Origin of the sequence: Geobacter grbiciae (genome assembly GCF_018531165.1) — a bacterium.
GTDB classification, from domain to species: Bacteria; Desulfobacterota; Desulfuromonadia; order Geobacterales; family Geobacteraceae; genus Geobacter; species Geobacter metallireducens.
Window position 1 is genome coordinate 129,840 of record NZ_JAHDIW010000008.1, and the last position, 23,972, is coordinate 153,811.

Annotated in this window: 29 protein-coding genes; 26 read left to right on the forward strand and 3 right to left on the reverse strand. The window is 54.7% G+C overall.

From position 1 onward, the window contains the following. Window positions 1-2 precede the first annotated feature (2 nt). The 19 genes from KJB29_RS11355 to glyA all read left to right on the forward strand — a co-directional run bounded on the left by KJB29_RS11355 (window position 3) and on the right by glyA (window position 16,571). Window positions 3-359, forward strand: coding sequence for a ribosome-binding factor A (locus KJB29_RS11355; protein WP_215734674.1), 357 nt, complete (start codon window positions 3-5; stop codon window positions 357-359). Then, complete coding sequence (locus tag KJB29_RS11360) at window positions 352-1,302, forward strand: DHH family phosphoesterase (RefSeq protein WP_215734675.1); 951 nt, start codon at window positions 352-354, stop codon at window positions 1,300-1,302. Before KJB29_RS11355 ends, KJB29_RS11360 begins: the two co-directional genes overlap by 8 nt. Before the next feature lie 4 nt (window positions 1,303-1,306). Continuing rightward, complete coding sequence (gene truB, locus KJB29_RS11365) at window positions 1,307-2,221, forward strand: tRNA pseudouridine(55) synthase TruB (protein WP_215734676.1); 915 nt, start codon at window positions 1,307-1,309, stop codon at window positions 2,219-2,221. A gap of 114 nt (window positions 2,222-2,335) precedes the next feature. Further along, complete coding sequence (gene rpsO / locus KJB29_RS11370; RefSeq protein ID WP_004511475.1) at window positions 2,336-2,602, forward strand: 30S ribosomal protein S15; 267 nt, start codon at window positions 2,336-2,338, stop codon at window positions 2,600-2,602. A gap of 235 nt (window positions 2,603-2,837) precedes the next feature. Beyond that, a complete protein-coding gene (gene pnp, locus KJB29_RS11375) occupies window positions 2,838-4,931 on the forward strand; it encodes a polyribonucleotide nucleotidyltransferase (protein WP_215734677.1) in 2,094 nt (697 codons plus the stop codon). 54 nt (window positions 4,932-4,985) lie between these two features. Beyond that, window positions 4,986-6,242 (forward strand): M16 family metallopeptidase, encoded by a 1,257-nt coding sequence (locus tag KJB29_RS19725; protein ID WP_215734678.1) that lies wholly within the window; start codon window positions 4,986-4,988, stop codon window positions 6,240-6,242. Between the two features lie 7 nt (window positions 6,243-6,249). Then, window positions 6,250-6,696, forward strand: a complete 447-nt coding sequence (dut, locus tag KJB29_RS11385; protein WP_215734679.1) for a dUTP diphosphatase — start codon at window positions 6,250-6,252, stop codon at window positions 6,694-6,696. 15 nt (window positions 6,697-6,711) lie between these two features. After that, window positions 6,712-7,818, forward strand: coding sequence for an aminopeptidase (locus KJB29_RS11390; RefSeq protein ID WP_215734680.1), 1,107 nt, complete (start codon window positions 6,712-6,714; stop codon window positions 7,816-7,818). A 5-nt stretch (window positions 7,819-7,823) separates the two neighbouring features. Then, a complete protein-coding gene (locus KJB29_RS11395; RefSeq protein ID WP_215734681.1) occupies window positions 7,824-8,435 on the forward strand; it encodes an L-threonylcarbamoyladenylate synthase in 612 nt (203 codons plus the stop codon). Window positions 8,436-8,608: 173 nt separating this feature from the next. Continuing rightward, window positions 8,609-9,148 (forward strand): YceD family protein, encoded by a 540-nt coding sequence (locus tag KJB29_RS11400; protein WP_215734682.1) that lies wholly within the window; start codon window positions 8,609-8,611, stop codon window positions 9,146-9,148. Between the two features lie 13 nt (window positions 9,149-9,161). Next, window positions 9,162-9,344, forward strand: coding sequence for a 50S ribosomal protein L32 (gene rpmF, locus KJB29_RS11405; protein ID WP_004511468.1), 183 nt, complete (start codon window positions 9,162-9,164; stop codon window positions 9,342-9,344). 43 nt (window positions 9,345-9,387) lie between these two features. Further along, window positions 9,388-10,425: a phosphate acyltransferase PlsX gene (gene plsX, locus KJB29_RS11410; protein ID WP_004511467.1), complete on the forward strand. Its 1,038-nt coding sequence runs from the start codon at window positions 9,388-9,390 to the stop codon at window positions 10,423-10,425. 12 nt (window positions 10,426-10,437) lie between these two features. Further along, the gene (locus KJB29_RS11415; RefSeq protein ID WP_215734683.1) at window positions 10,438-11,418 is read left to right on the forward strand and encodes a beta-ketoacyl-ACP synthase III; all 981 of its coding nucleotides are present in this window, start codon (window positions 10,438-10,440) and stop codon (window positions 11,416-11,418) included. A 23-nt stretch (window positions 11,419-11,441) separates the two neighbouring features. Further along, complete coding sequence (fabD, locus tag KJB29_RS11420; protein ID WP_215734684.1) at window positions 11,442-12,368, forward strand: ACP S-malonyltransferase; 927 nt, start codon at window positions 11,442-11,444, stop codon at window positions 12,366-12,368. 7 nt (window positions 12,369-12,375) lie between these two features. Continuing rightward, complete coding sequence (gene fabG, locus KJB29_RS11425; protein WP_215734685.1) at window positions 12,376-13,116, forward strand: 3-oxoacyl-[acyl-carrier-protein] reductase; 741 nt, start codon at window positions 12,376-12,378, stop codon at window positions 13,114-13,116. Between the two features lie 98 nt (window positions 13,117-13,214). Next, window positions 13,215-13,448 carry an acyl carrier protein gene (gene acpP / locus KJB29_RS11430; RefSeq protein WP_004511463.1) on the forward strand — a complete coding sequence of 78 codons (234 nt, stop codon included), beginning with the start codon at window positions 13,215-13,217 and terminating at the stop codon, window positions 13,446-13,448. A 92-nt stretch (window positions 13,449-13,540) separates the two neighbouring features. After that, window positions 13,541-14,773, forward strand: coding sequence for a beta-ketoacyl-ACP synthase II (fabF, locus tag KJB29_RS11435; protein ID WP_215734686.1), 1,233 nt, complete (start codon window positions 13,541-13,543; stop codon window positions 14,771-14,773). A gap of 12 nt (window positions 14,774-14,785) precedes the next feature. Beyond that, on the forward strand, window positions 14,786-15,232 hold the full coding sequence (rpiB, locus tag KJB29_RS11440; protein WP_215734687.1) for a ribose 5-phosphate isomerase B: 447 nt from the start codon (window positions 14,786-14,788) through the stop codon (window positions 15,230-15,232). Between the two features lie 91 nt (window positions 15,233-15,323). Then, a complete protein-coding gene (glyA, locus tag KJB29_RS11445; RefSeq protein WP_215734688.1) occupies window positions 15,324-16,571 on the forward strand; it encodes a serine hydroxymethyltransferase in 1,248 nt (415 codons plus the stop codon). 78 nt (window positions 16,572-16,649) lie between these two features. Here the strand turns inward: glyA and KJB29_RS11450 are convergent, their stop codons facing one another. Further along, window positions 16,650-17,513, reverse strand: a complete 864-nt coding sequence (locus KJB29_RS11450; RefSeq protein ID WP_215734689.1) for a chemotaxis protein CheX — start codon at window positions 17,511-17,513, stop codon at window positions 16,650-16,652. A gap of 59 nt (window positions 17,514-17,572) precedes the next feature. Then, complete coding sequence (locus KJB29_RS11455) at window positions 17,573-17,932, reverse strand: response regulator (protein WP_215734690.1); 360 nt, start codon at window positions 17,930-17,932, stop codon at window positions 17,573-17,575. A gap of 420 nt (window positions 17,933-18,352) precedes the next feature. Here KJB29_RS11455 and KJB29_RS11460 point away from each other — a divergent pair, with 420 nt between their 5' ends. The 6 genes from KJB29_RS11460 to KJB29_RS19845 all read left to right on the forward strand — a co-directional run bounded on the left by KJB29_RS11460 (window position 18,353) and on the right by KJB29_RS19845 (window position 21,082). Next, a complete protein-coding gene (locus tag KJB29_RS11460) occupies window positions 18,353-18,643 on the forward strand; it encodes an HU family DNA-binding protein (RefSeq protein ID WP_004511457.1) in 291 nt (96 codons plus the stop codon). 372 nt (window positions 18,644-19,015) lie between these two features. Next, window positions 19,016-19,621, forward strand: a complete 606-nt coding sequence (gene lexA, locus KJB29_RS11465; protein ID WP_215734691.1) for a transcriptional repressor LexA — start codon at window positions 19,016-19,018, stop codon at window positions 19,619-19,621. A 37-nt stretch (window positions 19,622-19,658) separates the two neighbouring features. Then, window positions 19,659-20,048 (forward strand): DinB/UmuC family translesion DNA polymerase, encoded by a 390-nt coding sequence (locus tag KJB29_RS11470; RefSeq protein WP_215734717.1) that lies wholly within the window; start codon window positions 19,659-19,661, stop codon window positions 20,046-20,048. Continuing rightward, window positions 20,032-20,229 (forward strand): hypothetical protein, encoded by a 198-nt coding sequence (locus tag KJB29_RS19840; RefSeq protein ID WP_215734718.1) that lies wholly within the window; start codon window positions 20,032-20,034, stop codon window positions 20,227-20,229. Before KJB29_RS11470 ends, KJB29_RS19840 begins: the two co-directional genes overlap by 17 nt. 34 nt (window positions 20,230-20,263) lie before the next feature. After that, entirely contained in the window at window positions 20,264-20,599 is a 336-nt protein-coding gene (locus tag KJB29_RS11480) for a TSCPD domain-containing protein (protein WP_215734692.1), read from the forward strand. Between the two features lie 69 nt (window positions 20,600-20,668). Continuing rightward, a complete protein-coding gene (locus KJB29_RS19845) occupies window positions 20,669-21,082 on the forward strand; it encodes a DUF1653 domain-containing protein (protein WP_215734693.1) in 414 nt (137 codons plus the stop codon). Window positions 21,083-21,097: 15 nt separating this feature from the next. On the opposite strand, the gene KJB29_RS11490 is transcribed toward KJB29_RS19845, so the two are convergent. Further along, a complete protein-coding gene (locus KJB29_RS11490; RefSeq protein WP_215734694.1) occupies window positions 21,098-21,241 on the reverse strand; it encodes a hypothetical protein in 144 nt (47 codons plus the stop codon). 255 nt (window positions 21,242-21,496) lie between these two features. Here KJB29_RS11490 and KJB29_RS11495 point away from each other — a divergent pair, with 255 nt between their 5' ends. Beyond that, window positions 21,497-23,971 (forward strand): AMP-binding protein, encoded by a 2,475-nt coding sequence (locus KJB29_RS11495; protein WP_215734695.1) that lies wholly within the window; start codon window positions 21,497-21,499, stop codon window positions 23,969-23,971. Window position 23,972: the final 1 nt, after the last annotated feature.

Sequence of the window (23,972 nt, forward strand, 5' to 3'; positions counted from 1 at the left end):
CCATGTACAAGCGATCCGATAAAGTTGCTGAAGCTATTCACGAATTGGTGTCCGGGCTCCTTGTCAAGGGGCTCAAAGATCCACGCATCGGGTTCGTGACCATAACGGGCGTCAAGGTTTCTGACGATATCCGCCATGCGACTATCTACTATACGGTTATGGGGAGCGACGAAGCGAAGATGTCAACCTTGCACGGGCTGAACAGTTCCGTAGGATTCATCCGCAAGGAAGTCAGCAAGGAACTGCGGCTTCGGTTCGCGCCGGAACTCATCTTCAAGTATGATGAGTCGATTGAGTACGGAAACCGCATTGACCAGCTTCTCAAGGAAATCGGCAGCGAGGAAGGTGGCAATGATTGAGGGTATCATCGAGGAGATCCGCACTAACGGAAGCTTCCTGATCACTACCCATGAGAACCCCGACGGCGATGCCGTCGGATCGTCGCTGGCCCTTGCCGGATATCTCCGACGCTTGGGCAAGGATGTGACGATCCATTTCTGTGATCCTGTCCCCGATCTCTACGCTTTTTTGCCACTGGCGGAAGAGGTGACACGGACCGTTCCTGATCGTGACTACGACATCTGTTTTGTCCTCGATGTGGGCGAGTTCCGTCGGGCTGGCAAGCAGATTGCTGAGTGCAAGCGGATCAAGAAATTCATAAACATCGACCATCATTTAACATCTGATAACTTTGGCTTCATAAACTATATCGATCCCAAAGCGGCGGCAACGGGTATCCTTGTACATCGCATCATCACGGGGGCAGGGGACGTCGTAGGGTATGAAACGGCTCTCTGTCTCTACACCGCCATCATTACCGATACCGGTTCCTTTCGCTATTCCAACGCGAATCCCGAGGCCTTTGCCATTGCGGGTGAGTTGGTTTCCACGGGGATCAACACGTGGAGCATTGCCGAGAAACTCTATGAGAGTCAACCCCGCGAACGGCTTGAGCTTCTTTCCCTTGCCCTCTCTACCCTGACAATCTCTCCCCGCGGCGAATATGCCTCTATCACCGTTACTCTCGACATGTACAACAAGACGGGGGCTTCCGCTGAACTGACTGACGGCTTTGTTAATTATCCCCGCTCCATCCGCGGGGTGGAAGTTTCGGTCTTTTTCCGCGAGATCAATCCCGGCCTTTTCAAAGTCGGGTTTCGTTCCAAGGGGAAGATCGACGTGTCCCGTATCGCGGCGGCCTTTGGCGGCGGCGGGCATCACAATGCCGCAGGAGCTACGATGAATGGTTCCCTTGAAGAGATAAAGGCAACGTTGTTCTCCCACCTGGAGAGTACCCTCTGATCTGATGGACGGTTTCATTGTTATCGACAAGCCGGCCGGCTTGACTTCCCACGACATCATTGCGCGCGTCAGACGGATTCTCGGCCAGAAGAAGGCGGGCCATACGGGAACCCTTGATCCCTTTGCCACCGGAGTTTTGCCGGTTGCAATGGGAGAGGGGACCAAGGCGATACCGTTTCTTGATGAGGCTGTGAAAGAGTACCGTGCAACCATGGTGCTCGGTGCTGCCACCGATACCCAGGACTGTACCGGCAGAGTCGAGAAAGAAGGGGACTGGACTCGATTGTCCGTTGAGGCGGTCAGGGAAGTTTTCGGTGCATATATCGGAAAGAGCAAGCAGATCCCTCCCATGTACTCTGCGGTCAAGCAAGGGGGGGTTCCCCTCTACCGACTAGCGCGAAAAGGGCATGAGGTGGAGCGAGAACCCCGGGATATCGAGATCCATTCCCTCATAATCGATCGTATGGAGCTGCCGCGAATTGAGTTTACGGTTTCCTGCTCCCGGGGCACCTATGTGAGAACGCTGGCACACGACATGGGGGAGCGCCTCGGTTGCGGCGCCCATCTTTCTGCGCTGCGCAGAACGCGGAGCGGCCCGTTTGACCTTTCCCGGGCCGTGACCCTTGACGAACTGGCAAGCATCAAGGAACAAGGCGCTGTTGATTCGCTTCTGCTGGCTCCCAACGAGGTGCTTGGTCATTTTCCTGAGATCGAGCTCTCAGACGAGGAAGTCCGCAAGGTTTACTGCGGAGTCCCTCCCCGTTGCCATGGCAGATGCGAAGAATCTTCAGCGTCGCAAAATGACGGTAAGAAGGTGCGTCTCGTTCAGAATGGCAAGCTTCTCGCTGTGGCTGAAATCGGTCAGGCTGAATCGGGTAACGGGAACAAAAGCCTAAGGCTTATAAGGGTTTTTAACTAGGTTTGGCTTTACAGGGGCGGTTCATTGTGGTATTAATGTCCCTTGAGTTTTTTTGAAGCACATCACAAACGATCACAGATCGGAACACATGAAGATGAAAGGGGGTGTACGGGAGTGCTGGTAACGGACAAGAAGCAAGAGATCATTACATCGTTCAAGCGTCACGACAGCGATACGGGGTCTCCGGAGGTTCAGATCGCGATTCTCACCGAGCGGATCATCTATCTGACGGAGCACTTCAAGGTTCACAAAAAGGACCACCACAGCCGGCGCGGTCTTCTGAAGATCGTCGGCCAGAGAAGGAGACTCCTCGACTACCTCAAGAAGAAGGATGTCGAGAGGTATCGGGCAATCATCGAGAAACTCGGTATACGTCGATAAGAAGAGGCAGTATACTCCGTCGAGGGGTATATTGCCTTTCCTTTTTCTAGTAATTTCATGGGGGCTGAGGAGCTGGACGACTCTCGTGGAGATGATTTTTTATCAGTAAGTACATGGGCTTAGCGGCCCATTTATTTTGTCAGGGTGTTGGGGGCGTGGATCGAGCAACCAAGGATGCTTGGTTTTTCTATCGACGGCCCCAACGCACCACGAATAGGCTAAGGAGGCCACAATTATGAATGAACAGAAGGTAAGCGTAGATTTTGGCGGCAGAACGATAACCATAGCTACCGGCAAAATGGCCAAACAGGCGAGCGGTGCGGTAATGGTAAGTTGCGGTGAGACCATGGTGCTCGTCACCGCCGTGGCGCTCAAATCCGCCAAGGAGGGACAGGACTTCTTTCCCTTGACGGTCAACTACCAGGAAAAGGCCTATGCCGGCGGCAAGATTCCCGGCGGCTTCTTCAAACGGGAAGGGCGCCCCACGGAGAATGAGACCCTTACCTGCCGCTTCATCGATCGGCCGATTCGTCCTCTTTTCCCTGAGAACTTTCTCAACGATACCCAGATCATGGCCACCGTCGTTTCCGCGGACCAGGACAATGACCCGGGAATTCTTGCCATGATCGGCGCCTCGGCGGCCCTTGAAGTATCTGATATTCCCTTTTTCGGTCCCATCGCCGGCGTAAAGGTTGGTCGGGTTGACGGGAAGTTCATTTGCAACCCCACTGCCGAGCAACTGGCTGCCAGTGACTTGGAAGTAGTTGTTGCAGCAAGCCGCGATGCGGTCATTATGGTTGAGGGTGGTGCTGCGGAGATTTCAGAAGCCGACCTCCTTGAGGCGATTTTCTTCGGCCATGCCTCGGTGCAGCCGATCATCGACGCCCAGATCGAACTGCGCAAGCAGGCTGGCGTACCCAAGCGGGAAATTGATCCCCCCGCCGTCGATGAGGCTCTTGGTGCAAAGGTCAAAGAGTTTGCGTATGCCCAGATGAAAGATGCCGTCCGGATTCGCTCGAAGCAGGAGCGCCACAATCGTATCAGTGCCATTGCCGATGAAACGGTGGCTGCCCTTGAGGCTGATTTTTCCGGACGCGGCGCCGAGATTAAAGATTTCCTCGATGGTTTCGAGTATGAGCTTGTCCGTGAGCACATCCTCAAAGACGGTGAGAGGATTGACGGCCGCGATACCAAAACGATCAGGCCCATCACTTCCGAGGTCGGTATTCTCCCTCGCGTCCACGGCTCAGCTCTTTTCACCCGTGGCGAGACCCAGGCCCTTGTTGCCGCCACTCTCGGTACTTCCAGCGACGAACAGCGGATCGACTCACTCTACGGGGAGAGCAGAAAGAGGTTCATGCTCCACTATAACTTCCCTCCCTTCTCTGTGGGGGAGACGAGCTTCCGTCTTGCGCCGGGCCGTCGTGAGATCGGCCACGGTTACCTGGCTGAGCGCGCTCTTGAGCGGGTTCTGCCCAAGCACGATGATTTCCCGTACACCATCCGCATCGTGTCGGACATTCTGGAAAGCAACGGTTCCTCCTCCATGGCTTCGGTTTGCGGCGGCGCCCTCTCCATGATGGATGCCGGCGTGCCCATTTCCGCTCCGGTTGCAGGCATTGCCATGGGGCTCATCAAGGAAGGGGACGACATTGCCATCCTTTCCGACATCCTTGGTGATGAAGACCACCTCGGCGACATGGACTTCAAGGTTGCCGGCACCTCGACAGGGGTGACCGCAATCCAGATGGACATCAAGATTACCGGCGTGACCCGTGAGATCATGGGCAAAGCCCTTGAGCAGGCAAAAGAAGGGCGGCTCCATATTCTCGGTAAAATGGCCGAAGCCCTGGCTGCTCCGCGTACCGATCTGTCCCCCTATGCCCCACGTATCACGACTATCTGGGTCAAGACCGACAAGATCCGTGACGTAATCGGCGCCGGTGGCAAGAACGTCAGGGGGATTACTGAGGCTACCGGCGTTTCCATCGATATCGAGGATACCGGAAAGATCAATATCGCCAGCACCAACAAAGAGGCCTGCGACAAGGCGATCAAGATGATCCGCGACCTTACGGCGGAAGCTGAAGAGGGCAAACTTTACATGGGTACGGTCCGCAAGGTCATGGACTTTGGCGCTTTTGTCGAAATCTTCCCGGGTACCGATGGCCTTGTTCATATCTCCGAACTCGATACCGAGCGGGTGAAGAACGTCACCGACATCCTCAAGGAAGGGGACAAGGTGCTCGTGAAGTGCATCGGCATTGATAAGCAAGGAAAGATAAAGCTGTCCCGTAAAGAAGCTCTGGGTGCAGTGCTGCCCGAGTAGTGTCCGGCGGGAAGCCTGCTGGTAAACTCACCGGCCCGCGGTATAGTTTTATTCATGGTCAGTAAAACAATCCTCGATAATGGCGTGCGGGTCATATCCGAGTATATGCCCCACGCCCACTCGGTATCCATCGGGATATGGGTCGCCAATGGCTCCCGTCATGAACGGCGGGAGCACAATGGCGTCGCCCATTTCATCGAGCATCTCCTCTTCAAGGGGACTGTACGCCGTAGTGCGCTTGATATTGCCCGCGAGATTGATTCTGTAGGGGGAGTGCTCAATGCATTCACCAGTCGTGAGTACGTCTGCTACTACGCCAAGGTCCTCGATAAAAATCTTCCACAAGCCGTAGACCTCCTTACTGACATTTTCCTTAATTCGACTTTCGACCCGGAAGAGATTGAGAAGGAACGCAAGGTGGTCCTCCAGGAAATCAGCATGCTGGAGGATTCTCCGGACGATTATGTTCATGACCTCTTTCATCGTAGTTTCTGGAGAGGGCACCCCCTCGGCATGTCGATCCTTGGGAGTGCTGAGAGCGTTAGCAATCTTTCCCGCGATGCTATCGTTGGACACCGGGATGCGATGTACCGTTCCGAGGACATCATTGTGGCGGTGGCGGGCAACGTGCGCCACGATGAGCTACTGAAACTCATAAGAGGCTCTTTTGACAGTGTTCCAGAGGGGACCGGACGCAACTGTTGCCATCTCCCCGTTTACGACCAGAAGCTGGAGATAGTCGAGAAGGATCTGGAGCAACTTCATATCTGTCTTGGGACCAAGTCTCTGCCCCATAATCATCCCCGACGGTTTGAAGCATATCTCATGAACACCATTCTCGGTGGCAGCATGAGCTCACGCCTTTTTCAGGAGATTCGAGAGCATCTCGGCCTTGCTTACACGGTCTATTCCTATGTTGTTTCACACACCGATGCCGGGTCACTCGTGGTCTATGCCGGAACGAGCCCTGAAAAGCTCAGTGATGTTCTTGAGATAACCTGTTCCGAGCTAAGGCGGCTGAAGTTTGAACCTGTTCCCGCCACTGAGCTTGAGGCGGCCCGGGAACAACTCAAGGGAAACATTCTTCTCTCGCTTGAGAGCTCAGACAACCGGATGACCAAGCTTGCAAAGAATGAAATATATTTTGGCCGTTACCTTTCCCTTGCCGAGCTGACTGGAGGCTTTGACAGCGCTACGGCAGACGGCATTGCTGAACTGGCCAACGATTTCTTCTCGGGCGATTATGTCACCCTTGCCCTTACGGGGAAGATATCAGGACAGATTCCGGACCTCTCGCATCTCGTACTATAGGTGACTGATGGAACGCTGCGTAGTCAAGGTTCGACGGGTGCGTGGGGGGGACCAGAATTTCCCCTGCTACATGACAGTCCACGCAGCAGGCATGGATCTCTGTGCCGATCTCGTGGACGACCTTGTCCTGAATCCAGGTGAGCGAAAGTTGGTACCGACGGGACTTGCCATTGCTCTTCCCGACGGATTCGAGGCCCAGATAAGGCCCCGGAGTGGTCTCGCTCTCAAGCATGGCATCGCCCTCGTGAATTCGCCCGGCACCATTGATCCGGATTACCGTGGCGAAATAGGGGTGATCCTGATCAATCACGGCAGTGAACCGTTTGTTGTGAGGCGGGGAGAGCGTATTGCCCAGATGGTTTTTGCCCCCTTTGCCCGTGCTGAACTGGTTGAGGTGGATGAACTCGACGAGACAGCGCGGGGCGAGGGAGGATTTGGCCATACCGGCCGATGAAAGGAACTGAGTCCAATGTTCGATCCGCGCATCCGTCAACTTGCCGAAGTGCTCGTTACTTACTCGACCCGGGTAAAAAAGGGGGACGTGGTCCTCATCAATGCCAGCGGCACCGATTGCCTTCCCCTGGTGAAGGAGCTTTATTCCCTCTGTCTGGCCCGGGGGGCAAAGTATGTTGAGTATTCTCTCCAGATCCCCGAGATAGACCGCCATTTCTACAACACTGCCACTAAGTCGCAACTCTCCTTCTTTCCCCAGCACAAGCTGGATTTCATGAAGCAGGTCAACGTCTTTATTTCCATCTCCGGCTCCCCTAATTCCATGGTTATGGCTCAGGCTAACCAGAAAAACATGATTGCCTGGTCGAAGGTGACCCGCCCCATCGTTGACTGGCGAGTCAAAAATACCCGCTGGGTAATTACCCGTTATCCTACGCATGGGGCTGCCCAGGAAGCGAAGATGAGTCTTGAAGAGTATGAAGAATATCTTTTCGCCGCCTGCTGCATCGATTGGGAGGCTGAATCGCGCAAACAGGAGAAGTTGAAGCGCCTCATGGACAAGGCCGACGCGGTACGGATCAAAGCGTCTGACACGGATCTCTCGTTCAGCATCAGAGGGCTTGACGGTATAAAGTGCGACGGGCGTTTCAATATCCCTGACGGAGAAGTTTTTACCGCACCTGTCCGGGATTCTGTCGAAGGTCACATTACATACAACTGCCCGACCATCTACCAAGGTAAGGAATTCAACGGCGTCCGTCTCGAATTTGCGAAGGGGCGGATTGTGAAGGCCTCGGCGCCCGGCATGGACGATGAGCTTAACCGTATCCTCGATACCGATGAGGGCGCACGTTTTATCGGAGAATTTGCCATTGGTGTCAATCCGAACATCCGCGTGCCAATGAGGAATATCCTCTTTGACGAGAAGATCTTCGGCTCCATACATTTTACTCCGGGGCAATGTTATGACGAGTGCGACAATGGCAACCGTTCGGCTGTCCACTGGGACATGGTGAAGCTCCTCAAGGGTGACGGGGAAATCTGGTTTGACAATCACCTTATCCAGAAGGATGGCCTCTTTGTGCACAAGGACCTCGTTTCCCTCAATCCGGCGCGAGAGTAGCTCCCATGCTCCTTGACATTAACCCTCAGAATCCTCAGCCGAGACTCGTCGCACAGGTGGTCAAAATCCTCAAGGATGGCGGCATTATCGCCTATCCGACTGACACGACCTATGGTATCGGTTGCAGTATTTTCAGCAAGAAGGGGATCGAGCGGATTTACCTCCTTAAGCAGCGCGAGAAGAAGAAGCCATTCTCCTTCATCTGTTCCGACCTGTCCGAGGTGGCGCGCTACGCCAAGGTCAGCAATTATGCTTATAAGATACTCAAGCGTCATCTTCCCGGTCCTTATACTTTTGTCCTTGATGCCACCAGCATTGTTCCTGATCTTCTTGTGACCAAACAGAAAACCGTTGGAATCAGGATTCCGGACAACCGGATCTGTCTTTCACTGGTAAAAGAACTCGGCCATCCGATTATCACTACAAGCGCCAACCTTTCCGGTGAAGAGCCCATCGGCGATCCTTACCTTGTCGATCTCAACATGGGCAAACAGCTTGATGTTGTCGTCGATGGAGGAATTCTGTCCGCCGACGTCAGCTCCGTGGTAAGCCTCATCGGTGACTATCCGCAGGTGCTTCGTCAAGGTGTGGGCGATGTGAGTTGGTGTGAGGGGTAATTGAGAGAGCCTGCCCGGGAATGACAGAGCCAAATTGCTTGCAAATGCACCAATAATAGGGTATGAGAAATCAACGGCCGCCTGAAAGGGCGGTTTTCTTTATGGCTCATTTCGCTTGACAATGCGTAGCAGTTCTCTATACTGATGGGCTTCTAGTAATAGGTCGATTGCTAATGAAAATCAGAGTAGATGACATAACTGAACAGCCAAAGATCCTCTCCTTTCAGGAGCCTAGCGAAGCATTTCCGTCACTGGCGGAACTTCAAGCAACGGGTGAGAGTGAATTCCTCTCTCCTCTCATGGTGGAGTTGGCGGTTTCAAAAGAATACGGGCACATTCGGGTCAAGGGGAGCGTAACGGTTAAGATTCGTTTTGTCTGTTCCCGGTGTCTCGTGCCGTTTGATGCGGATATTTCTTCAGCTTTTACAATGTTTTACTCCGAAGGTAGTCTGATTGATTCTGACGAGGATGAAATAGAGCTCGCTGAAGAGGATCTCATTTCGGTTTTTTATGAAGGCGACGAGATCGATTTCGCTCCGGAGATAGCTGAGCAGGTCATCATGGAGTTGCCGCTCAAGCCCCTCTGTGGCGAGGGGTGTAAGGGGCTCTGCGTCACGTGTGGCGCTGACCTTAACGAAGGTGATTGTGGTTGTGAGCGTACTACGTTCAATCTCAAGTTTAGTGCGCTCAAGAATTTTAAGGTAGAAAAGTAAAAGGAGAAATATCATGGCAGTACCTAAGAAGAAAACGTCGAAATCCCGCAAAAACATGAGAAGGGCACACGATTTCCTTACTCCGCCGGCCGCTTCGGTTTGCCCCCAGTGCAAAGCGCCGAAGCTCCCCCACCGCGCATGCTCCTCTTGCGGTACCTACAAGGGCAAAGAAGTCATCAAGAGCGAAGAGATTTAATAGCTCCTTGTCTGAACCTGACTCATCATTGTCCAGGGGTATCATGAGAGTAGCAGTTGATGCAATGGGGGGCGACAACGCTCCTTCGGTTGAGGTTGAGGGGGCTGTCGTTGCCGCTCGGGAATTTGGTATTCCCATCACCCTTGTCGGTGACACGGAGCGGTTACGTCAGGAATTGGGCAAGCACAACGTCCAGGGACTGGATATACTACTTCACCATGCCAGCGAAGTGGTGGGTATGCACGATGCTGCCTCCGACGCCGTTCGCCGCAAGAAAGATTCGTCAGTACGTGTTGCTTTTGAGCTTCTCAAGACCGGTGCTGCCGATGCTGTTGTGAGTGCCGGCAATTCCGGTGCTACAATGGCGGCCGGCATGTTTGTCCTTAAGCGGCTCAAGGGGATAGACCGGCCTGCAATAGCCCAAATATTTCCTACATTGCGTGGCAAGACCCTTGTTCTGGATGTCGGCGGTAATGTTGACTGCAAGCCGATACACCTTGTTCAGTTCGCCATAATGGGTGAAGTGTACGCTCGTCACGTCATGGGTGTTGAACAGCCCCGCGTCGGGCTCCTTTCTAATGGCGAAGAGGATAGCAAGGGGAATGAACTCACCCGCGAAACCAATTCCATCCTTAAAAACATTTCCTTCGATTACATTGGTTATGTGGAAGGCCGTGACATTTTTAATGGAGTTGTTGATGTGGTGGTTTGCGACGGATTTGTTGGCAACGTCGTCCTGAAGCTATCGGAAGGGCTTGCTGAAGCCGTGGGGAAGATGCTCAAAGACGAAATCAAGCAGAGTTTCCTTTCCAAGCTTGGCTATCTGTTTTCCCGCAAGGCATTTTCAAATTTCAAAAAAAAGGTAGATTACGCTGAATATGGTGGCGCACCTCTTCTGGGGATTAATGGGGTTGCCATGATTTGTCATGGTGGCTCAAACGTCAAGGCAATAAAAAACGCTATTGTGTTTGCCAATGACTATGTCAGAAAGGGAGTGAATCAGCGGCTCGCAGAGAAGTTGGAGACTGAGTTCACCATGTATATGCAGCAGGGCAACGTCCGGGAGTCGGTTGCCGGCTGAGGGGGCATGGTAATGGCCAGAGCGAGAATTATCGGCACAGGTTCGGCCGTGCCTGAGATGATACGGACTAATTTCGACCTGGAAAAGATGGTCGACACCACCGACGACTGGATTACCACCAGGACTGGCATCAGGGAGCGGCGCATCGCTGCTGAAGGCGAATATACTTCAACTTTCGCAACCCGTGCGGCTGAGCGGGCTCTCGAGATGGCTGGTGTTACTGCTGAAGAAATTGATCTCCTCATTGTTGCGACCGTCACCCCAGATTTTCCCTTTCCATCTACCGCATGCATAGTTCAGAGCAATATCGGAGCGAAAAGGGCCGCTGCATTTGATGTTTCCGCTGCCTGTTCGGGGTTTCTCTATGGACTCTCGTTGGCGGACAATGCCATTCGGTCTGGGGGGGCAAGTAAAGCTCTCATCATCGGCGCCGAGGTTCTGAGCCGAGTTATTGACTGGACCGACAGAAATACCTGCCTTCTTTTCGGTGACGGTTCCGGGGCCGTAGTGGTTGAAGCATGCGAAAGTGAACAGGGAGTTCTTTCAACGCACCTGCATAGCGACGGTTCCTATTGGGAACTCCTTTATCAGCCCGGTTGCGGCAATCGAAACCCCGCTGTTCAGAAGACCCTGGATGAGAGGAAGAACTTTCTCCGAATGCAGGGGAATGAGGTGTTCAAACTTGCCGTGCGGGCTATGGAAGACGCTGCCCTGCAAGCACTGGAAAAGAATGGTCTCACTCCCTCGGATATCAGTATTTTTATACCCCACCAGGCTAATCGTAGAATCATCGATGCCATCGGCAAGCGTCTTGGTTTAAGCGATGACAAAGTCTACGTTAATCTTGATCGATTTGGAAACACCTCTTCTGCTTCAATCCCGCTTGCGCTTGATGAAGCCAACCGTGGTGGGCGGATAAACGAGGGGGATATTGTCCTCTTTGATGCCTTCGGCGGTGGCCTCACGTGGGCCTCTGTTCTGCTGCGCTGGTAATCTCTCTCCCAAAAGGAACAGCTATGAGTAAACGAGCATTCATATTCCCCGGCCAGGGTTCGCAATATCCCGGCATGGGAAAGGATCTTGCGGATAACTTCGCACTAGCCCGGAAGACATTCGAGGAGGCTGATGACGCCCTTGGGGACAACTTGTCTCGCCTCTGTTTCGATGGCCCCGAAGACCAATTGAAGCTCACCGCCAACACACAGCCCTCTATCCTCACCGTTAGTGTGGCTGCCCTGCGGGTCCTTCAAGAGGAGACCGGCTTGAGTGCACAGTATTTTGCCGGTCACTCTCTTGGAGAGTATTCCGCATTGGTGGCTGCCGGCGTCATTCAGTTCGCAGACGCGGTTAGAACGGTTCGTGCTCGCGGGACCTTCATGCAGGAGGCTGTGCCTGTCGGCGTTGGAGCCATGGCAGCCATGTTGAGTATCGAGCCCGACGTCCTTGCCGCTATCTGCGCTGAGGCTGCCCAAGGCGAAGAGGTTTCCCCTGCCAACTTCAATTCGCCTGGACAGATTGTCATTGCAGGCCACACGGGGGCCGTCAATCGGGCCATAGAGATTGCCAAAGCCAAGGGGTTCCGCAAAGCGATGCTCCTTCCTGTAAGTGCCCCCTTCCATTCGAGCCTCATGGTGCCTGCCGGTGAAAGGCTTGCCGGCGTCCTTGCCCCAATTACTGTTGGTGCATTCAGTGCGCCCGTGGTGACGAACGTGGAGGCTACACCCAATGACGACAAAGCACGGGTGAAAGAGCTTCTTGTGCGTCAGGTGAGTGCTCCGGTTCTCTGGGATGCTTCGGTACGCGAAATGGTGGCTCTTGGTGTTACGGAGTTCGTGGAGGTTGGTCCGGGCAAGGTTCTGTCGGGTCTGGTCAAGAGGATTGACAAAGGAGTGGCCACGAAGAATGTTGAAGACGCAGCAGGAATTAAGGCCATCGGGGAGTAGGGGAATCATGAGTCTTGAAGGTAAGGTTGCAATCGTAACGGGAGCCTCAAGGGGAATCGGCAGGGCCATCGCACTCAAACTCGCCAGGGAGAGGGCCAGTGTGGTGGTGACGGCCACGACGCTGGAAAGCGCCCGGAAAACTGCGGCAGAGATTGAAGCGCTCGGGCACAAAGCTCTGCCTCTGGCCGTAGATGTTGCTGACTCGTCTGCAGTGGAAGCCATGTTCGTATCGGCGGTCGGAGCCTTTGGGAAGGTCGATATCCTTGTGAACAACGCGGGGATCACGAAGGACGGTCTTCTCCTCAGAATGAAGGATGCCGATTGGGATGCGGTTATCGATGTGAACCTCAAGGGAGCCTTCAACTGCATCCGCGAGGCGGCAAAGCTCATGACCAAGGCTCGTAGCGGTCGTATTGTCAATATCAGTTCCGTTGTTGGCGAGATGGGTAATGCAGGGCAGATCAACTATTGCGCAAGTAAGGCAGGCATGATCGGGCTTACAAAATCGGCAGCCCGCGAGCTTGCCAAGCGGGGAATTACGGTCAATGCCGTAACACCCGGATTCATTGAGACGGATATGACGTCGGTTCTTTCCGACAAGGTGCGCGAGGGGCTATTACAACAAATTCCTCTTGAGCGTCTCGGCACGTCTGATGATGTTGCAAATGCTGTTTTTTTCCTTGTCTCGTCAATGGGGGACTACATAACAGGGCATGTCCTTTCAGTAAATGGCGGCATGTACATGTGAAAAAATTATCTTTTGCAATCTGATTGATTCATGATATGTAGCTAGAAAAACTAACTGAAAACCTGAACAGGGTTAATACCAAACGGAGGTGAAAAAGAATGTCAGCGATAGACAAAAGGGTTAAAGAGATCGTTGCCGAACAGCTTGGCGTCGATGAGGCACAGGTAACGAATGAGGCATCGTTCATGGACGATCTGGGTGCCGATTCTCTTGATACCGTGGAACTGGTGATGGCCCTCGAGGAGGAGTTCGACATCGAAATCTCCGACGAAGACGCAGAGAAGATTCAAAGCGTACAGGACGCCATCGACTACATCACCGAGCATACCTAAACACGAGGGGGAAGGGGAACCTTCCCCCTTTTCACACAGAGCGGCACTGCCGCTATCTCTGCACGATTCCAGAACATCGGGAGCACGCCATTATGAGAAGAGTTGTTGTGACGGGAGTCGGAGCCATTTCTCCCCTGGGGACCGGCAATGGCAAGAACTGGGATGCACTCGTCGCGGGACGGTCGGGAATCGATCTGATTACCCGTTTCGACGCCTCTGAGCTTCCTGTAAAGATTGCCGGCGAAGTTAAGGATTTCACTCCTGAGGATTTCATTGAAAAAAAAGAGGTCAAGAAAATGGACCTCTTTATTCAGTATGCCCTTGCGGCTGCCCAGTTTGCCATGGAGGACTCGGGGCTTCAGATTACCGATGAGAACGCTGAACGCGTCGGGGTGATTGTCGGAGCTGGTCTCGGCGGACTGCCGACCATTGAGAAATATCATGCGGCAATGCTGGAAGGGGGCTACAAGAAGATTTCTCCTTTCTTTATTCCGATGCTCATTATCAACCTGGCTCCGGGTCATGTTTCCATCAAGTACGGGGCAAAAGGACCAAACCTTTCGTCAGTCTCAGCCTGCGCGACCGGTACCCACTCAATCGGTGATGCCTATCACATGATCAAGCGGGGAGATGCGGATGCCATGATTGCCGGCGGTACCGAGTCGACGGTGACACCTCTCGGCATAGGTGGTTTTGCCGTGATGAAGGCCCTCTCTACCCGTAATGACGACCCGAAAGGGGCATCGCGCCCCTTCGAGAAGAGCCGTGACGGATTCGTCCTCGCCGAAGGCGCCGGAATCGTGATCCTTGAAGAGTATGAGTCTGCCAAGAAGCGCGGAGCGAAGATTTATGCCGAGGTAGTCGGTTATGGCCTCTCGGGCGATGCCTATCACCTGACAGCGCCTGCCCCGGAAGGAGAGGGGGCCGCCCGTTGCATCAAGATGGCGCTCAACAACGCCGGCATCAATGCGGATCAGGTTGACTACATCAATGCTCATGGCACTTCAACTCATTTCAATGATTACTATGAGACGCTTGCCATCAAAAAGGTCTTCGGAGACCACGCAAAGAAACTCATGGTCTCTTCCACCAAATCGATGACCGGTCACCTTCTCGGGGCAGCAGGCGGTGTCGAGGCGGTATTCAGTCTCATGGCGATGGACAAGGGTGTTGTCCCTCCGACCATCAACTACCAGGAGCAGGATCCTGAGTGCGATCTCGATTATGTCCCCAACACTGCCCGGGATGCAAAGATCACCTATGCCATGAGCAACAACTTCGGTTTCGGCGGCACCAATGCCTCGCTTCTCTTCAAGAAGATATAGCGAGGTGATGCAGTGATACTCGTCGGAAGCGATCATGGAGGCCTTGAACTGAAGGAGGCAATTAAGCTTCTCCTGACTGAGCGGGGCATTACTGTTGAGGATTGTGGTACTGATAACGGCAATTCGGTCGATTATCCCGACTTCGGCATTAAGGTTGCCCGCAAGATTTCAGCAGGCGAAGCGGAGAAAGGTATTCTTTTCTGCGGAACCGGCATCGGGATGTCGATCGTTGCCAACAAGTTCCCCAATGTAAGGGCTGCCTTGGCAACTGACCCCTTCATGGCTCGTATGGCGAAGGAACACAATAACGCCAATATACTGGTTCTTGGAGGGCGGGTCCTCGACGAGGCGACGGCCCGTGAAATGGTTTGTGACTGGCTCGATGCCACTTTTGAAGGGGGGCGTCATCAGGGGAGGCTCGATAAGATAGCCGCCCTTGAAAAGGAACTGATGAAGTAGTCCGGCCGAACCGGCCGACTTGTGGAAGATACACACTACGGGACTGTCAATGGTCCCGTTTTCCTTTTTGTAATCGTGAAAGGAGTCAACTATGTCGATCCTCGAAACCTTTGACCCGGCAGTAGCCGAGGCCATCCGTCATGAAACCGAGCGCCAGGAGTACAATCTGGAGCTCATTGCGTCCGAAAACTTTGTCTCCGAAGCAGTGATGGAGGCCCAGGGGTCGGTTCTGACCAACAAATATGCTGAAGGGTACCCTGGCAAACGATACTATGGCGGTTGCCATCATGTGGATGTGGTGGAGAACCTTGCAATTGAGCGGGCGAAAGAACTGTTTGGTGCCGATCATGCGAACGTCCAGCCCCACTCCGGCTCCCAAGCCAATATGGCGGTTTATTTCTCGGTGCTGAAGCCGGGCGACACCATTCTCGGCATGAATCTCTCACACGGCGGCCACCTTACCCACGGTAGCCCGGTGAACTTCTCGGGCCGGTTCTTCAACGTGGTTCCCTATGGTGTTTCCCAGGAAACCGAGACGATTGACTTCAACGAAGTCGAGCGTCTGGCCCTTGAGCATAAGCCGAAGCTGATCGTCGTGGGGGCCAGTGCCTATCCACGTGTTCTGAATTTTGCCGCCTTCAGGGCCATAGCCGACAAAGTGGGGGCGCTGGTCATGGTGGACATGGCCCATATTGCGGGGCTCGTTGCTGCCGGCCTTCACCCAAGCCCGGTTCCCTATGCCGAGTTTGTCACCACGACAACCCACAAAACCCTGCGTGGACCCCGCGGAGGGATGATCCTCTGCCGCGAGGAATTTGCCAAGACCCTCAATTCCAATATTTTCCCCGGTATTCAGGGCGGCCCTCTCATGCATGTCATCGCGGCCAAGGCAGTTGCCTTCAAAGAGGCTCTTGCGCCTGAATTCAAGTTGTATCAGGAGCAGATTGTCAAGAATGCACGGACCCTTGCTGACGAACTCATGAAGCGCGGCTTCCGGCTTGTCTCCGGAGGTACCGACAACCACCTGATGCTTGTTAACCTGACGGGCACCGAGTTGACCGGCAAGGTGGCCGAGGAGGCCCTCGACAAAGCGGGTATCACGGTCAACAAGAACACCGTCCCCTTTGAGACGCGCTCGCCCTTTGTTACCTCCGGCTTCCGGATCGGTACTCCTGCTGCCACAAGCCATGGACTCAAAGAGGCGGAGATGGTGGAAGTTGCCGCTTTCATCGCCGAGGCCTTGGCAAATGTGGGGAACGAGGCAAAGCTTGCAGAGGTAAAGGGGAAAGTGAACGCCCTTATGGGCCGTTTTCCGCTCTATGCCAGCCGCCTGAAGTAACGTTACCACACCATCTTACACAAAGAGGGGGAATGCCACGCTGCATTCCCCCTCTTTGTGTTTGGACTGTCGTGAATCTTACTGTTGTATGAAGACCGCCAGCTCAATCCTGTCTCCATCGGACAGGCAGACCGGGAAACAGAGGGCCTTGTGGCCGTCAGGCACCTGAATGCCATCGGGGGCTTCCATGATCTCGGGTGGGGCTATTTCCATGGACTTGCCACTCTGGGCCGCCTTGGCGGCGATGTTCCCCAAAGCCACGTTCACGAATTCCATTACCGTGTCGTCGAGAATTTCCTTTGGTTCGTTGTCGACATTCGGTTCCTTGAGAATCGCCTTGGCAATTTTTTTCTGAGTGGCGGCAGTAACGCCCATGAAATAGCGACCTGAAATATCACCGGTGAAATCCATGGTGGCGTAGACATCCATTGCAGGTACCCGGTCAGCCACGAAGCAGGGTTCGGGGCGGAAGACAAGGAGCGCCACGCGGGTAAGCATCTTGTAGGAGAGGTCGGCCACCATTTCCCAAATTTTCGGTTCGGAGACACCGGTCGGTATAACCACGGTATCAGTGGCGTACTGGGCCTGATCGGCCTTGAATTCTTCCAGGTATTTCGGTAATTCATCGGCTTGAAAACTACCCACCTTGACGAGGGCTTCTCCGATGTAGAGATGGGTATTTTTCTGTCGCGCCAGAACCTGCATCATCTGCTCACTGGTCAGAAGCCCCAGTTTTACCGCCATATCCCCGAACCGAAGGTCTTCGATCCGTTGCGCATTGTGGACCCTCTCGATGTCTGCCTCCGTGAGAATGCCCATGGCAAGGGAGGTGGCTCCGAAGCTGAGATTCACCGATTCCTGAAGCTCTATGGCCTGCAAGAGGATTTCCCTCGAGACCACCCCTTTTTCAACGAGAAACTGTCCGAAAAACTTGACTGCCATATCAATGTCCTCCCTGAAAACAAGAGTAGTGTCATACGATGGCCGTGGGCGGCCTGTGCCTAAATCTCGCGGAGGATTTTCAGGATATTATCCGCTTCGAATGGCTTTGAGATAACCGTGCGGGCTCCGAGGCGCAGAGCTTCAGTGAACTTGTCGCCGACACCTCCAAGTGAGGTAATCATGACCACCTTCACGTTTTTGTCGAGGGCCACGAGGGTGCGGAGGGCAGTCAGTCCGTCCATACCCGGCATGTTCATATCCATGCAGATGATGTCAGGGTGTTCGGTCTGGTGCATCCGGATGGCTTCCATGCCGTTTTTGCCGTGTCCAACCACTTGGAACTCGCCGCTGTCTGCGAGGATCTTCTCCAGTTGTCGGGCCACTGAGATACTGTCATCTACAATCAGCACCTTTTTCATGTACTCCTCCTTCCTATACGTCCGCGGCTACGCGTTTGCTTGTCTGTTCACTGTTTCATATCGGCAGGTTGCGGATTTTATTTAGAAAAAAATATCCGGTTTTTCCCTCATCTGTAACCAACCGTAAAATAGATAGAATATGGTACACCTGTGCAGGCCTTACCATGATAGCCAAAAGCCGGAAGTTCCCGATGGTGAAGGGAGCAGCATGGTCAACAGTGCGTTCTTCGGTTTATGTAAAATGTGCATACATTTTTCTTTGCAAATGCAAATACGTTGTTATTTCGATTAGTTAGGTTTGGTGCTCCGGTTGAATCCTGAGCTGATAAAAGATCTTGAACGTTGTCCTCTATAAAAACCCTTGCAAAATGGATAGTTGCCGCTATAGTAGCCACAGAATCCCATAAACAGGAGGGTTATATGACCAAAGCAGAACTCGTGGACGCCGTAGCAAAATCCGCAGAACTCACCAAGGCTGCCGCTGACAAGGCGGTGAACGGGGTGATCGAAGCAGTTACTGCAGCTCTCAAAAAAGGTGACAAGGTGACATTGGTTGGCTTCGGCAGCTTTGAGGTCGCTACCCGCAAGGCCCGTACCGGCCGCAACCCCCAAACCGGCAAAGAGATCAAGATTGCTGCCGCCAAGGTTCCCAAGTTCCGCCCCGGCAAGGCCCTCAAGGACGCCGTGGCCGGCGCCAAGAAAAAGAAGTAAACCCGCTTTTTCAAGAGTAACAGGAAAGCCTCTCGTGTCAGCATGAGGGGCTTTTTTCGTTGTAGTCTCCCCCCAATGAGCTTTCCACGGCAGGTGTGGATAAGTCTCCTGTTGCTGTGGATATATCTCAGATTTCCTAAGTATCATTCGGCACTTTTTCGGCTTGCACAATGAATAGGCATTGTTGTTAACATATTGGAATTACGTGTCAATAGTTATTTTTGCCTGTGCTGAGTGTTGAGAGCAATTCATCTGCAGGATGGGCCAGGCGATAAGGTTGAGTGAGGTGGATAACTGTCGCTTGACAGGGGTATCTTGGGATGGTAGGTTTTCAAATGGTAACCAATATTCCGGCGTTTAGGGAACGGATTTATGCAGCCGATAACCTCCCGCCAGCGGGAAGTACTCGATTACATTGCTGGTTTTGTTGATCGAAACGGCTATTCTCCGACCCTCAGAGAAACTGCCGGGCATCTGAAAGTGAGCGGCACGCTCGGTGTCATGAAACATCTGGATGCCCTGGAGCAGAGGGGGTACCTTCGGCGGCAGAGCGGCAACTCCCGGGGGATTATCCTCGCCGGTAGAACTGCCCAGACTGCATCAATTCCCGTTGCGGGAGTAGTCCGTGCCGGACTGCCGCAACCGTCCATTGAGGATATTGAAGACCGCTTGGCGCTTGACTGCTCTCTGGTCAAAGGGGGAACCTTCTTCCTCCGGGTGCGGGGAGATTCCATGGCCAATGCCGCCATTATGGACGGCGACCTGGCCCTTGTCCGGCCCCAAGCCACGTCCGAAAATCGGGACATCGTGGTGGCAATGGTCGATGGAGAGGCAACCCTCAAGCGCTTCTATCGAGGTGAGGATCATATCTGTCTCCAGCCCGAAAACACTGCTATGGAGCCGATTATTGTCCGCAACGGGGAGGGAGAGGTGGCCATCGTCGGCAAGGCGGTTGGAATCTGCCGTCCTTTGGACTGACATTAAGGAATCTGTACATGAACGAACCATCCTCCACGTGGACCAGAATGCGTTCGGCCACAGTACGACCTTGGACCGGGACATCTTCGACTGGCACGAGATACTCAGGTATCTCCTCCAGCTTTCCGAGATGGTGGGGCGGCGGGCACGTCGTTACGGCGTTTCGGGGAAGACTGTCCACCTGACAGTCCGATACGCGGACTTCACCACTTTCGACCGGCAACAGACGCTGCCGCTGCCCACCAATGACAGCAGGGGAATTTACCGTGAGGCTGTGCGGATCCTTGATACCCTTGTCCTGGAACAGCCGGTGCGGCTTCAGGGGGTTAGAATCACGAATCTTTGCCATCAGAGGGAGCAGTTGCCGCTTTTTCACCATGAGAGGTGCAGGATGTTGGCAAGGGGGGGGCATGGATTCCGTGAATGACCGTTATGGAGATTTCTCGGTTACCTTCGGAAGTCTCCTGGACTACGAGGAGAAAGGCTCCTTCGTCATTTCTCCAGCCTGGCGGTCTGAGGGGATCAGAAACGTGGATGTGAAGTTTGACCCCGTCGGGACGTCCGTTTGGAAAGAAAGAGCGACATATGATGTCGCATCACCATGGTAGATTGGCATGCACCGAGTAGGGAAAGGTGCCCTCTATGAATGCTCGATTGCAACGACCCCAGGCCCTGCCGGGCCAAACCCTTGCCCTTGATACCAACTGCGGCAAACTTTATGTCACGGTGAACTGTGATCCTTCGAGTTGCCTGCCGGTGGAGATATTCTGCCGTTTCGGCAAGGCGGGCGGCTGTGGCAGTGCTGTCATGGATGGCATGACGCGGATGATATCTTGCGGGCTCAGTGCCGGCATGGCTCCGGAAGAGGTGGTGTCGCACCTTCGGGGCATATCGTGCCATCGCGGTCCGGGAACCTGCATGGATGCCGTTGCTCAGGCAGTGGAGGCGGTCATGGCGCAGGAGGGAGATGAGTGCTAGTTGGTTGTAGTTGGTGGTTGGGTAAGTATATGTTTCTGAGCGTGGCGCAGGGGGCGCAAGGGGAAATGTGTGAATGATAAGATTGGTCCGGGATTGTACCGGCACTACAAGGGTAATTTATATAGGGTAATCGGCGTGGCTCGCCACAGTGAGACCGAGGAGGAGGTGGTGGTTTACCGGTGCCTGTATGGCGACGGTTCCCTCTGGGTTCGTCCTCTGGTGATGTTCGCGGAAACGGTCACTGTTGACGGCAATCTTGTGGCGAGATTCGAGCGGCGTGACGAAGCAAATGTTTCGCCATGCATTGACGGGAACCGCTGCAAGGGGTGCGGTCGTTGTGTTTCGGTCTGCAGGGACCGGCTCATCAGTCTGGAATCAGGCGAGGGGAGGAAGGTCGCTGTCATGGGAGACCGTCGGAGGTGCGATCTCTGCGGCCGGTGCATTGCGGAGTGTCTGTTCGGGGCCATATCGCTAACGGGTTGAAATGATGGCCAATGGCTATTTCATGTTTTCGTAGAACAGGAACACGAGGAGGACGACGAGGGCTGCCGCGACGATCATCAGTACGAAGGCTATGGCAGTGTTGACGGTGTCCTGGAGTTTTTCCTTCGGCGTTCTGGTTTCCCTGATATAACGACCCATCGGCGCCCTCCGGCTTGGCACGGCAGTTCAGTTTGTGAACCCATCATATACTATTTCTTTACACTATTTATAAAGATTTTTGAGATCAAGTTTCCCTGTTAGGCGTCATATCAAACCCGGCCACGGCCGGTTTTTTGACGTCCTTGCCCCCTTGACCATTTCCTTGTCATTCCTCGGGGTTGCATCGGCTCCCTGGCACACTTATACTTGTTCCGACTGTTAGCCGGCATACGCTTTCTGGATATGGAGTGTCCGATGGAAACCCTTTCTGATATCTTTGCCACTTTTCCCCAACGCGGGAATAAAACTGCCTTCGTCTCTCGCACTGGGGTAAGACGCTACGTTTTTACTTACCTTGAGCTGCACAACCTCTCGCTCCGGATGAACCGTTGGCTGGCTGACCAGGGAGTAGGGGCGGGGGACCGGGTGGTTCTCTGGGGACCCAACTCCCCCTGGTGGGCGGTGGCCTTCTGGGGAATCGTAACGCGAGGGGCAGTTGCCGTACCGGTCGATTTCATGTCGGGTGCCGAGCGGGCCGAGACCATTGCCGGTCTCACGGAGGCGAAACTCGTCATCCAGAGCAGGGACAAACTAGACCGGCTCACGGGGAGACCGTCGGTATTATTGGAGGAGCTCGGTTTTCTTCTGGAAGAGGTGGAACCGCTTGCGACCATCCATCGGCCTGCCCCCGATGACATGGCGGAACTGATTTATACCTCCGGCACCACCGGCAACCCCAAAGGGGTGATTCTTACCCACCGGAATCTGGTTGCCAATCTCCTGCAGGTGAACCGGCACATTCCTGTCGTTACCCCCGATTTCTCGTTCCTGTCACTTCTTCCCCTTTCTCATATGTTCGAGCAGATGGGAGGTTTCTTCACTCCCCTCTACCGGGGAGCCGCCATCGTCTACATTCGCACCCTCAAACCGTCGGCGATCATGGAGGCCCTGGGGGAGGAGGACATCTACGCCATCATCGCCGTGCCGCGGCTGCTCCAACTCCTCAAGGGCTCCGTGGAGCGGGAGCTGGAGGCCAAGGGCCTTGGTTCCATCTTCAGGTGGCTTCTGCAAGCGGGGGAGAAGTTGTCCCCCCAGGGACGCTCGATTCTTTTCCGTCCCATCCAGCGAAAGTTCGGCCGCAACTTTGCCCTGTTCGTCTCGGGAGGCGCTCCCCTTGACCCGGAGGTGTTCCGCTTCTGGAACGGCCTCGGCTTCAGGGTCGTGGAAGGGTATGGCCTCACCGAGTGTGCGCCGGTTCTGACTGCCAACACCATGGAACGCCAGGTGATGGGCTCAGTGGGCACCCCCCTTGACGGCGTGGAGTTGCGGCTCCAAGAGGGGGAAATCCTCGCCAGGGGCGACAATATCTTCCCCGGCTACTTTCGCAATGAGGAAGCCAGCCGGGGGGCCTTAGTCGATGGCTGGTTCCGGACCGGGGATCTGGGGGAGCTTGATCCGGACGGCTGGCTCCGCATCAAGGGGAGGAGCAAGGAGCTCATTGTCACCGGAGCCGGGGTCAACGTCTACCCCGACGAGATCGAGGCGATCCTCAACCGGACCCCGGGAGTGCGGGAAGGGTGCGTCATCGGCCTTGACCGGGGCAAGGGGGAAGAGGTTCACGGGGCCCTGATCCTGGACGGTTCCGGGCGTCCGACGGAAGAGATCATCAATGAGGTAAACGCCAAGTTCGACGAGCTCCACCGGATTACCTCCTTTTCCGTCTGGCCCGATGCGGAGTTCCCCAAGACCACTACCCTGAAAATCCGCAAGTTTCAGGTGAAGGAGCGGATTGAACAGGGGGGAGGGAGCGCGGGAGACGGCCGGGGCGCCGACCGCCTCACGGCCCTTGTGGCGACCGTTACCGGTTCGCCCCTGGAGCGGGTTACGGAAGAGGCGCTCCTCGTTAACGACCTGGGGCTCACCTCCATCGCCCGCCTCGAACTCGTGAATGCCCTGGAGATGGAATTCCGGCTCGACCTGGAGGATTCGGTCATCGGCCCCCAGACCCGCGTGGCCGACCTCAGGGAGATCGTCAGCCGGCGGGAGAAGGTGCACATCCGCGAACATTTCCGGATGTGGGCCATGGGGGGGGCTTCCCGTACGATTCGCCGCGTTCTCGACGCCGTGCTCCACGGTCCCCTCCTTCGGGCCTTCGTAACCTTGAACTCGGTCGGTGCCGAAAACCTCAAGGCCGCTGACGGACCGGTCATGTTCGTTTCCAACCACCTGAGCTACCTGGACCAGCCGGCCATCATGTTCGCCCTGTCCGATGCCTTGCGCTACAACACCGCCACTGCCGCCTGGGAGGAGTTCTTCTTCCGCAACTTCAAGAATCTTTCCCAGCGGCTCTGGAAGCGATTCACATACGAGTACGCAAGCGTGGCCTTCACGGTCTTTCCCCTTCCCCAGTCCCGGGGATTCCGGGGGGCTCTCCGCTTCATGGGGGCCCTGGCTGACCGGGACATGAACATCCTTCTGTTTCCCGAGGGGGAACGCTCCTGGGACGGCAGGCTCCTGTCGTTTCAGCAGGGGCTCGGCGTCATGGTCCGGGAACTGGGGGTGCCGGTGGTTCCGGTCAGGATCAGGGGGCTTGAGAAGGTTCTTCCTCGCGGCGCCTCATGGCCAAAAAAAGGAGAGATTTCGGTGACCTTCGGCAAACCGATTCATTTCAGGGGAGAGTCGCCGACAGAGATCGTGGACAGGGCGCGCCGTGCTGTGGAGGAGCTGTAGC

Excerpts from the sequence above, each read along its gene's own strand:
- KJB29_RS11355 (WP_215734674.1), top strand. The coding sequence starts at position 3 with ATGTACAAGCGATCCGATAAAGTTGCTGAAGCTATTCACGAATTGGTG.
- KJB29_RS11360 (WP_215734675.1), top strand. The coding sequence starts at position 352 with ATGATTGAGGGTATCATCGAGGAGATCCGCACTAACGGAAGCTTCCTG.
- truB (WP_215734676.1), top strand. The coding sequence starts at position 1,307 with ATGGACGGTTTCATTGTTATCGACAAGCCGGCCGGCTTGACTTCCCAC.
- pnp (WP_215734677.1), top strand. The coding sequence starts at position 2,838 with ATGAATGAACAGAAGGTAAGCGTAGATTTTGGCGGCAGAACGATAACC.
- KJB29_RS19725 (WP_215734678.1), top strand. The coding sequence starts at position 4,986 with ATGGTCAGTAAAACAATCCTCGATAATGGCGTGCGGGTCATATCCGAG.
- dut (WP_215734679.1), top strand. The coding sequence starts at position 6,250 with ATGGAACGCTGCGTAGTCAAGGTTCGACGGGTGCGTGGGGGGGACCAG.
- KJB29_RS11390 (WP_215734680.1), top strand. The coding sequence starts at position 6,712 with ATGTTCGATCCGCGCATCCGTCAACTTGCCGAAGTGCTCGTTACTTAC.
- KJB29_RS11395 (WP_215734681.1), top strand. The coding sequence starts at position 7,824 with ATGCTCCTTGACATTAACCCTCAGAATCCTCAGCCGAGACTCGTCGCA.
- KJB29_RS11400 (WP_215734682.1), top strand. The coding sequence starts at position 8,609 with ATGAAAATCAGAGTAGATGACATAACTGAACAGCCAAAGATCCTCTCC.
- rpmF (WP_004511468.1), top strand. The coding sequence starts at position 9,162 with ATGGCAGTACCTAAGAAGAAAACGTCGAAATCCCGCAAAAACATGAGA.
- plsX (WP_004511467.1), top strand. The coding sequence starts at position 9,388 with ATGAGAGTAGCAGTTGATGCAATGGGGGGCGACAACGCTCCTTCGGTT.
- KJB29_RS11415 (WP_215734683.1), top strand. The coding sequence starts at position 10,438 with ATGGCCAGAGCGAGAATTATCGGCACAGGTTCGGCCGTGCCTGAGATG.
- fabD (WP_215734684.1), top strand. The coding sequence starts at position 11,442 with ATGAGTAAACGAGCATTCATATTCCCCGGCCAGGGTTCGCAATATCCC.
- fabG (WP_215734685.1), top strand. The coding sequence starts at position 12,376 with ATGAGTCTTGAAGGTAAGGTTGCAATCGTAACGGGAGCCTCAAGGGGA.
- acpP (WP_004511463.1), top strand. The coding sequence starts at position 13,215 with ATGTCAGCGATAGACAAAAGGGTTAAAGAGATCGTTGCCGAACAGCTT.
- fabF (WP_215734686.1), top strand. The coding sequence starts at position 13,541 with ATGAGAAGAGTTGTTGTGACGGGAGTCGGAGCCATTTCTCCCCTGGGG.
- glyA (WP_215734688.1), top strand. The coding sequence starts at position 15,324 with ATGTCGATCCTCGAAACCTTTGACCCGGCAGTAGCCGAGGCCATCCGT.
- KJB29_RS11450 (WP_215734689.1), bottom strand. The coding sequence starts at position 17,513 with ATGGCAGTCAAGTTTTTCGGACAGTTTCTCGTTGAAAAAGGGGTGGTC.
- KJB29_RS11455 (WP_215734690.1), bottom strand. The coding sequence starts at position 17,932 with ATGAAAAAGGTGCTGATTGTAGATGACAGTATCTCAGTGGCCCGACAA.
- KJB29_RS11460 (WP_004511457.1), top strand. The coding sequence starts at position 18,353 with ATGACCAAAGCAGAACTCGTGGACGCCGTAGCAAAATCCGCAGAACTC.
- lexA (WP_215734691.1), top strand. The coding sequence starts at position 19,016 with ATGCAGCCGATAACCTCCCGCCAGCGGGAAGTACTCGATTACATTGCT.
- KJB29_RS19840 (WP_215734718.1), top strand. The coding sequence starts at position 20,032 with ATGGATTCCGTGAATGACCGTTATGGAGATTTCTCGGTTACCTTCGGA.
- KJB29_RS11480 (WP_215734692.1), top strand. The coding sequence starts at position 20,264 with ATGAATGCTCGATTGCAACGACCCCAGGCCCTGCCGGGCCAAACCCTT.
- KJB29_RS11490 (WP_215734694.1), bottom strand. The coding sequence starts at position 21,241 with ATGGGTCGTTATATCAGGGAAACCAGAACGCCGAAGGAAAAACTCCAG.
- KJB29_RS11495 (WP_215734695.1), top strand. The coding sequence starts at position 21,497 with ATGGAAACCCTTTCTGATATCTTTGCCACTTTTCCCCAACGCGGGAAT.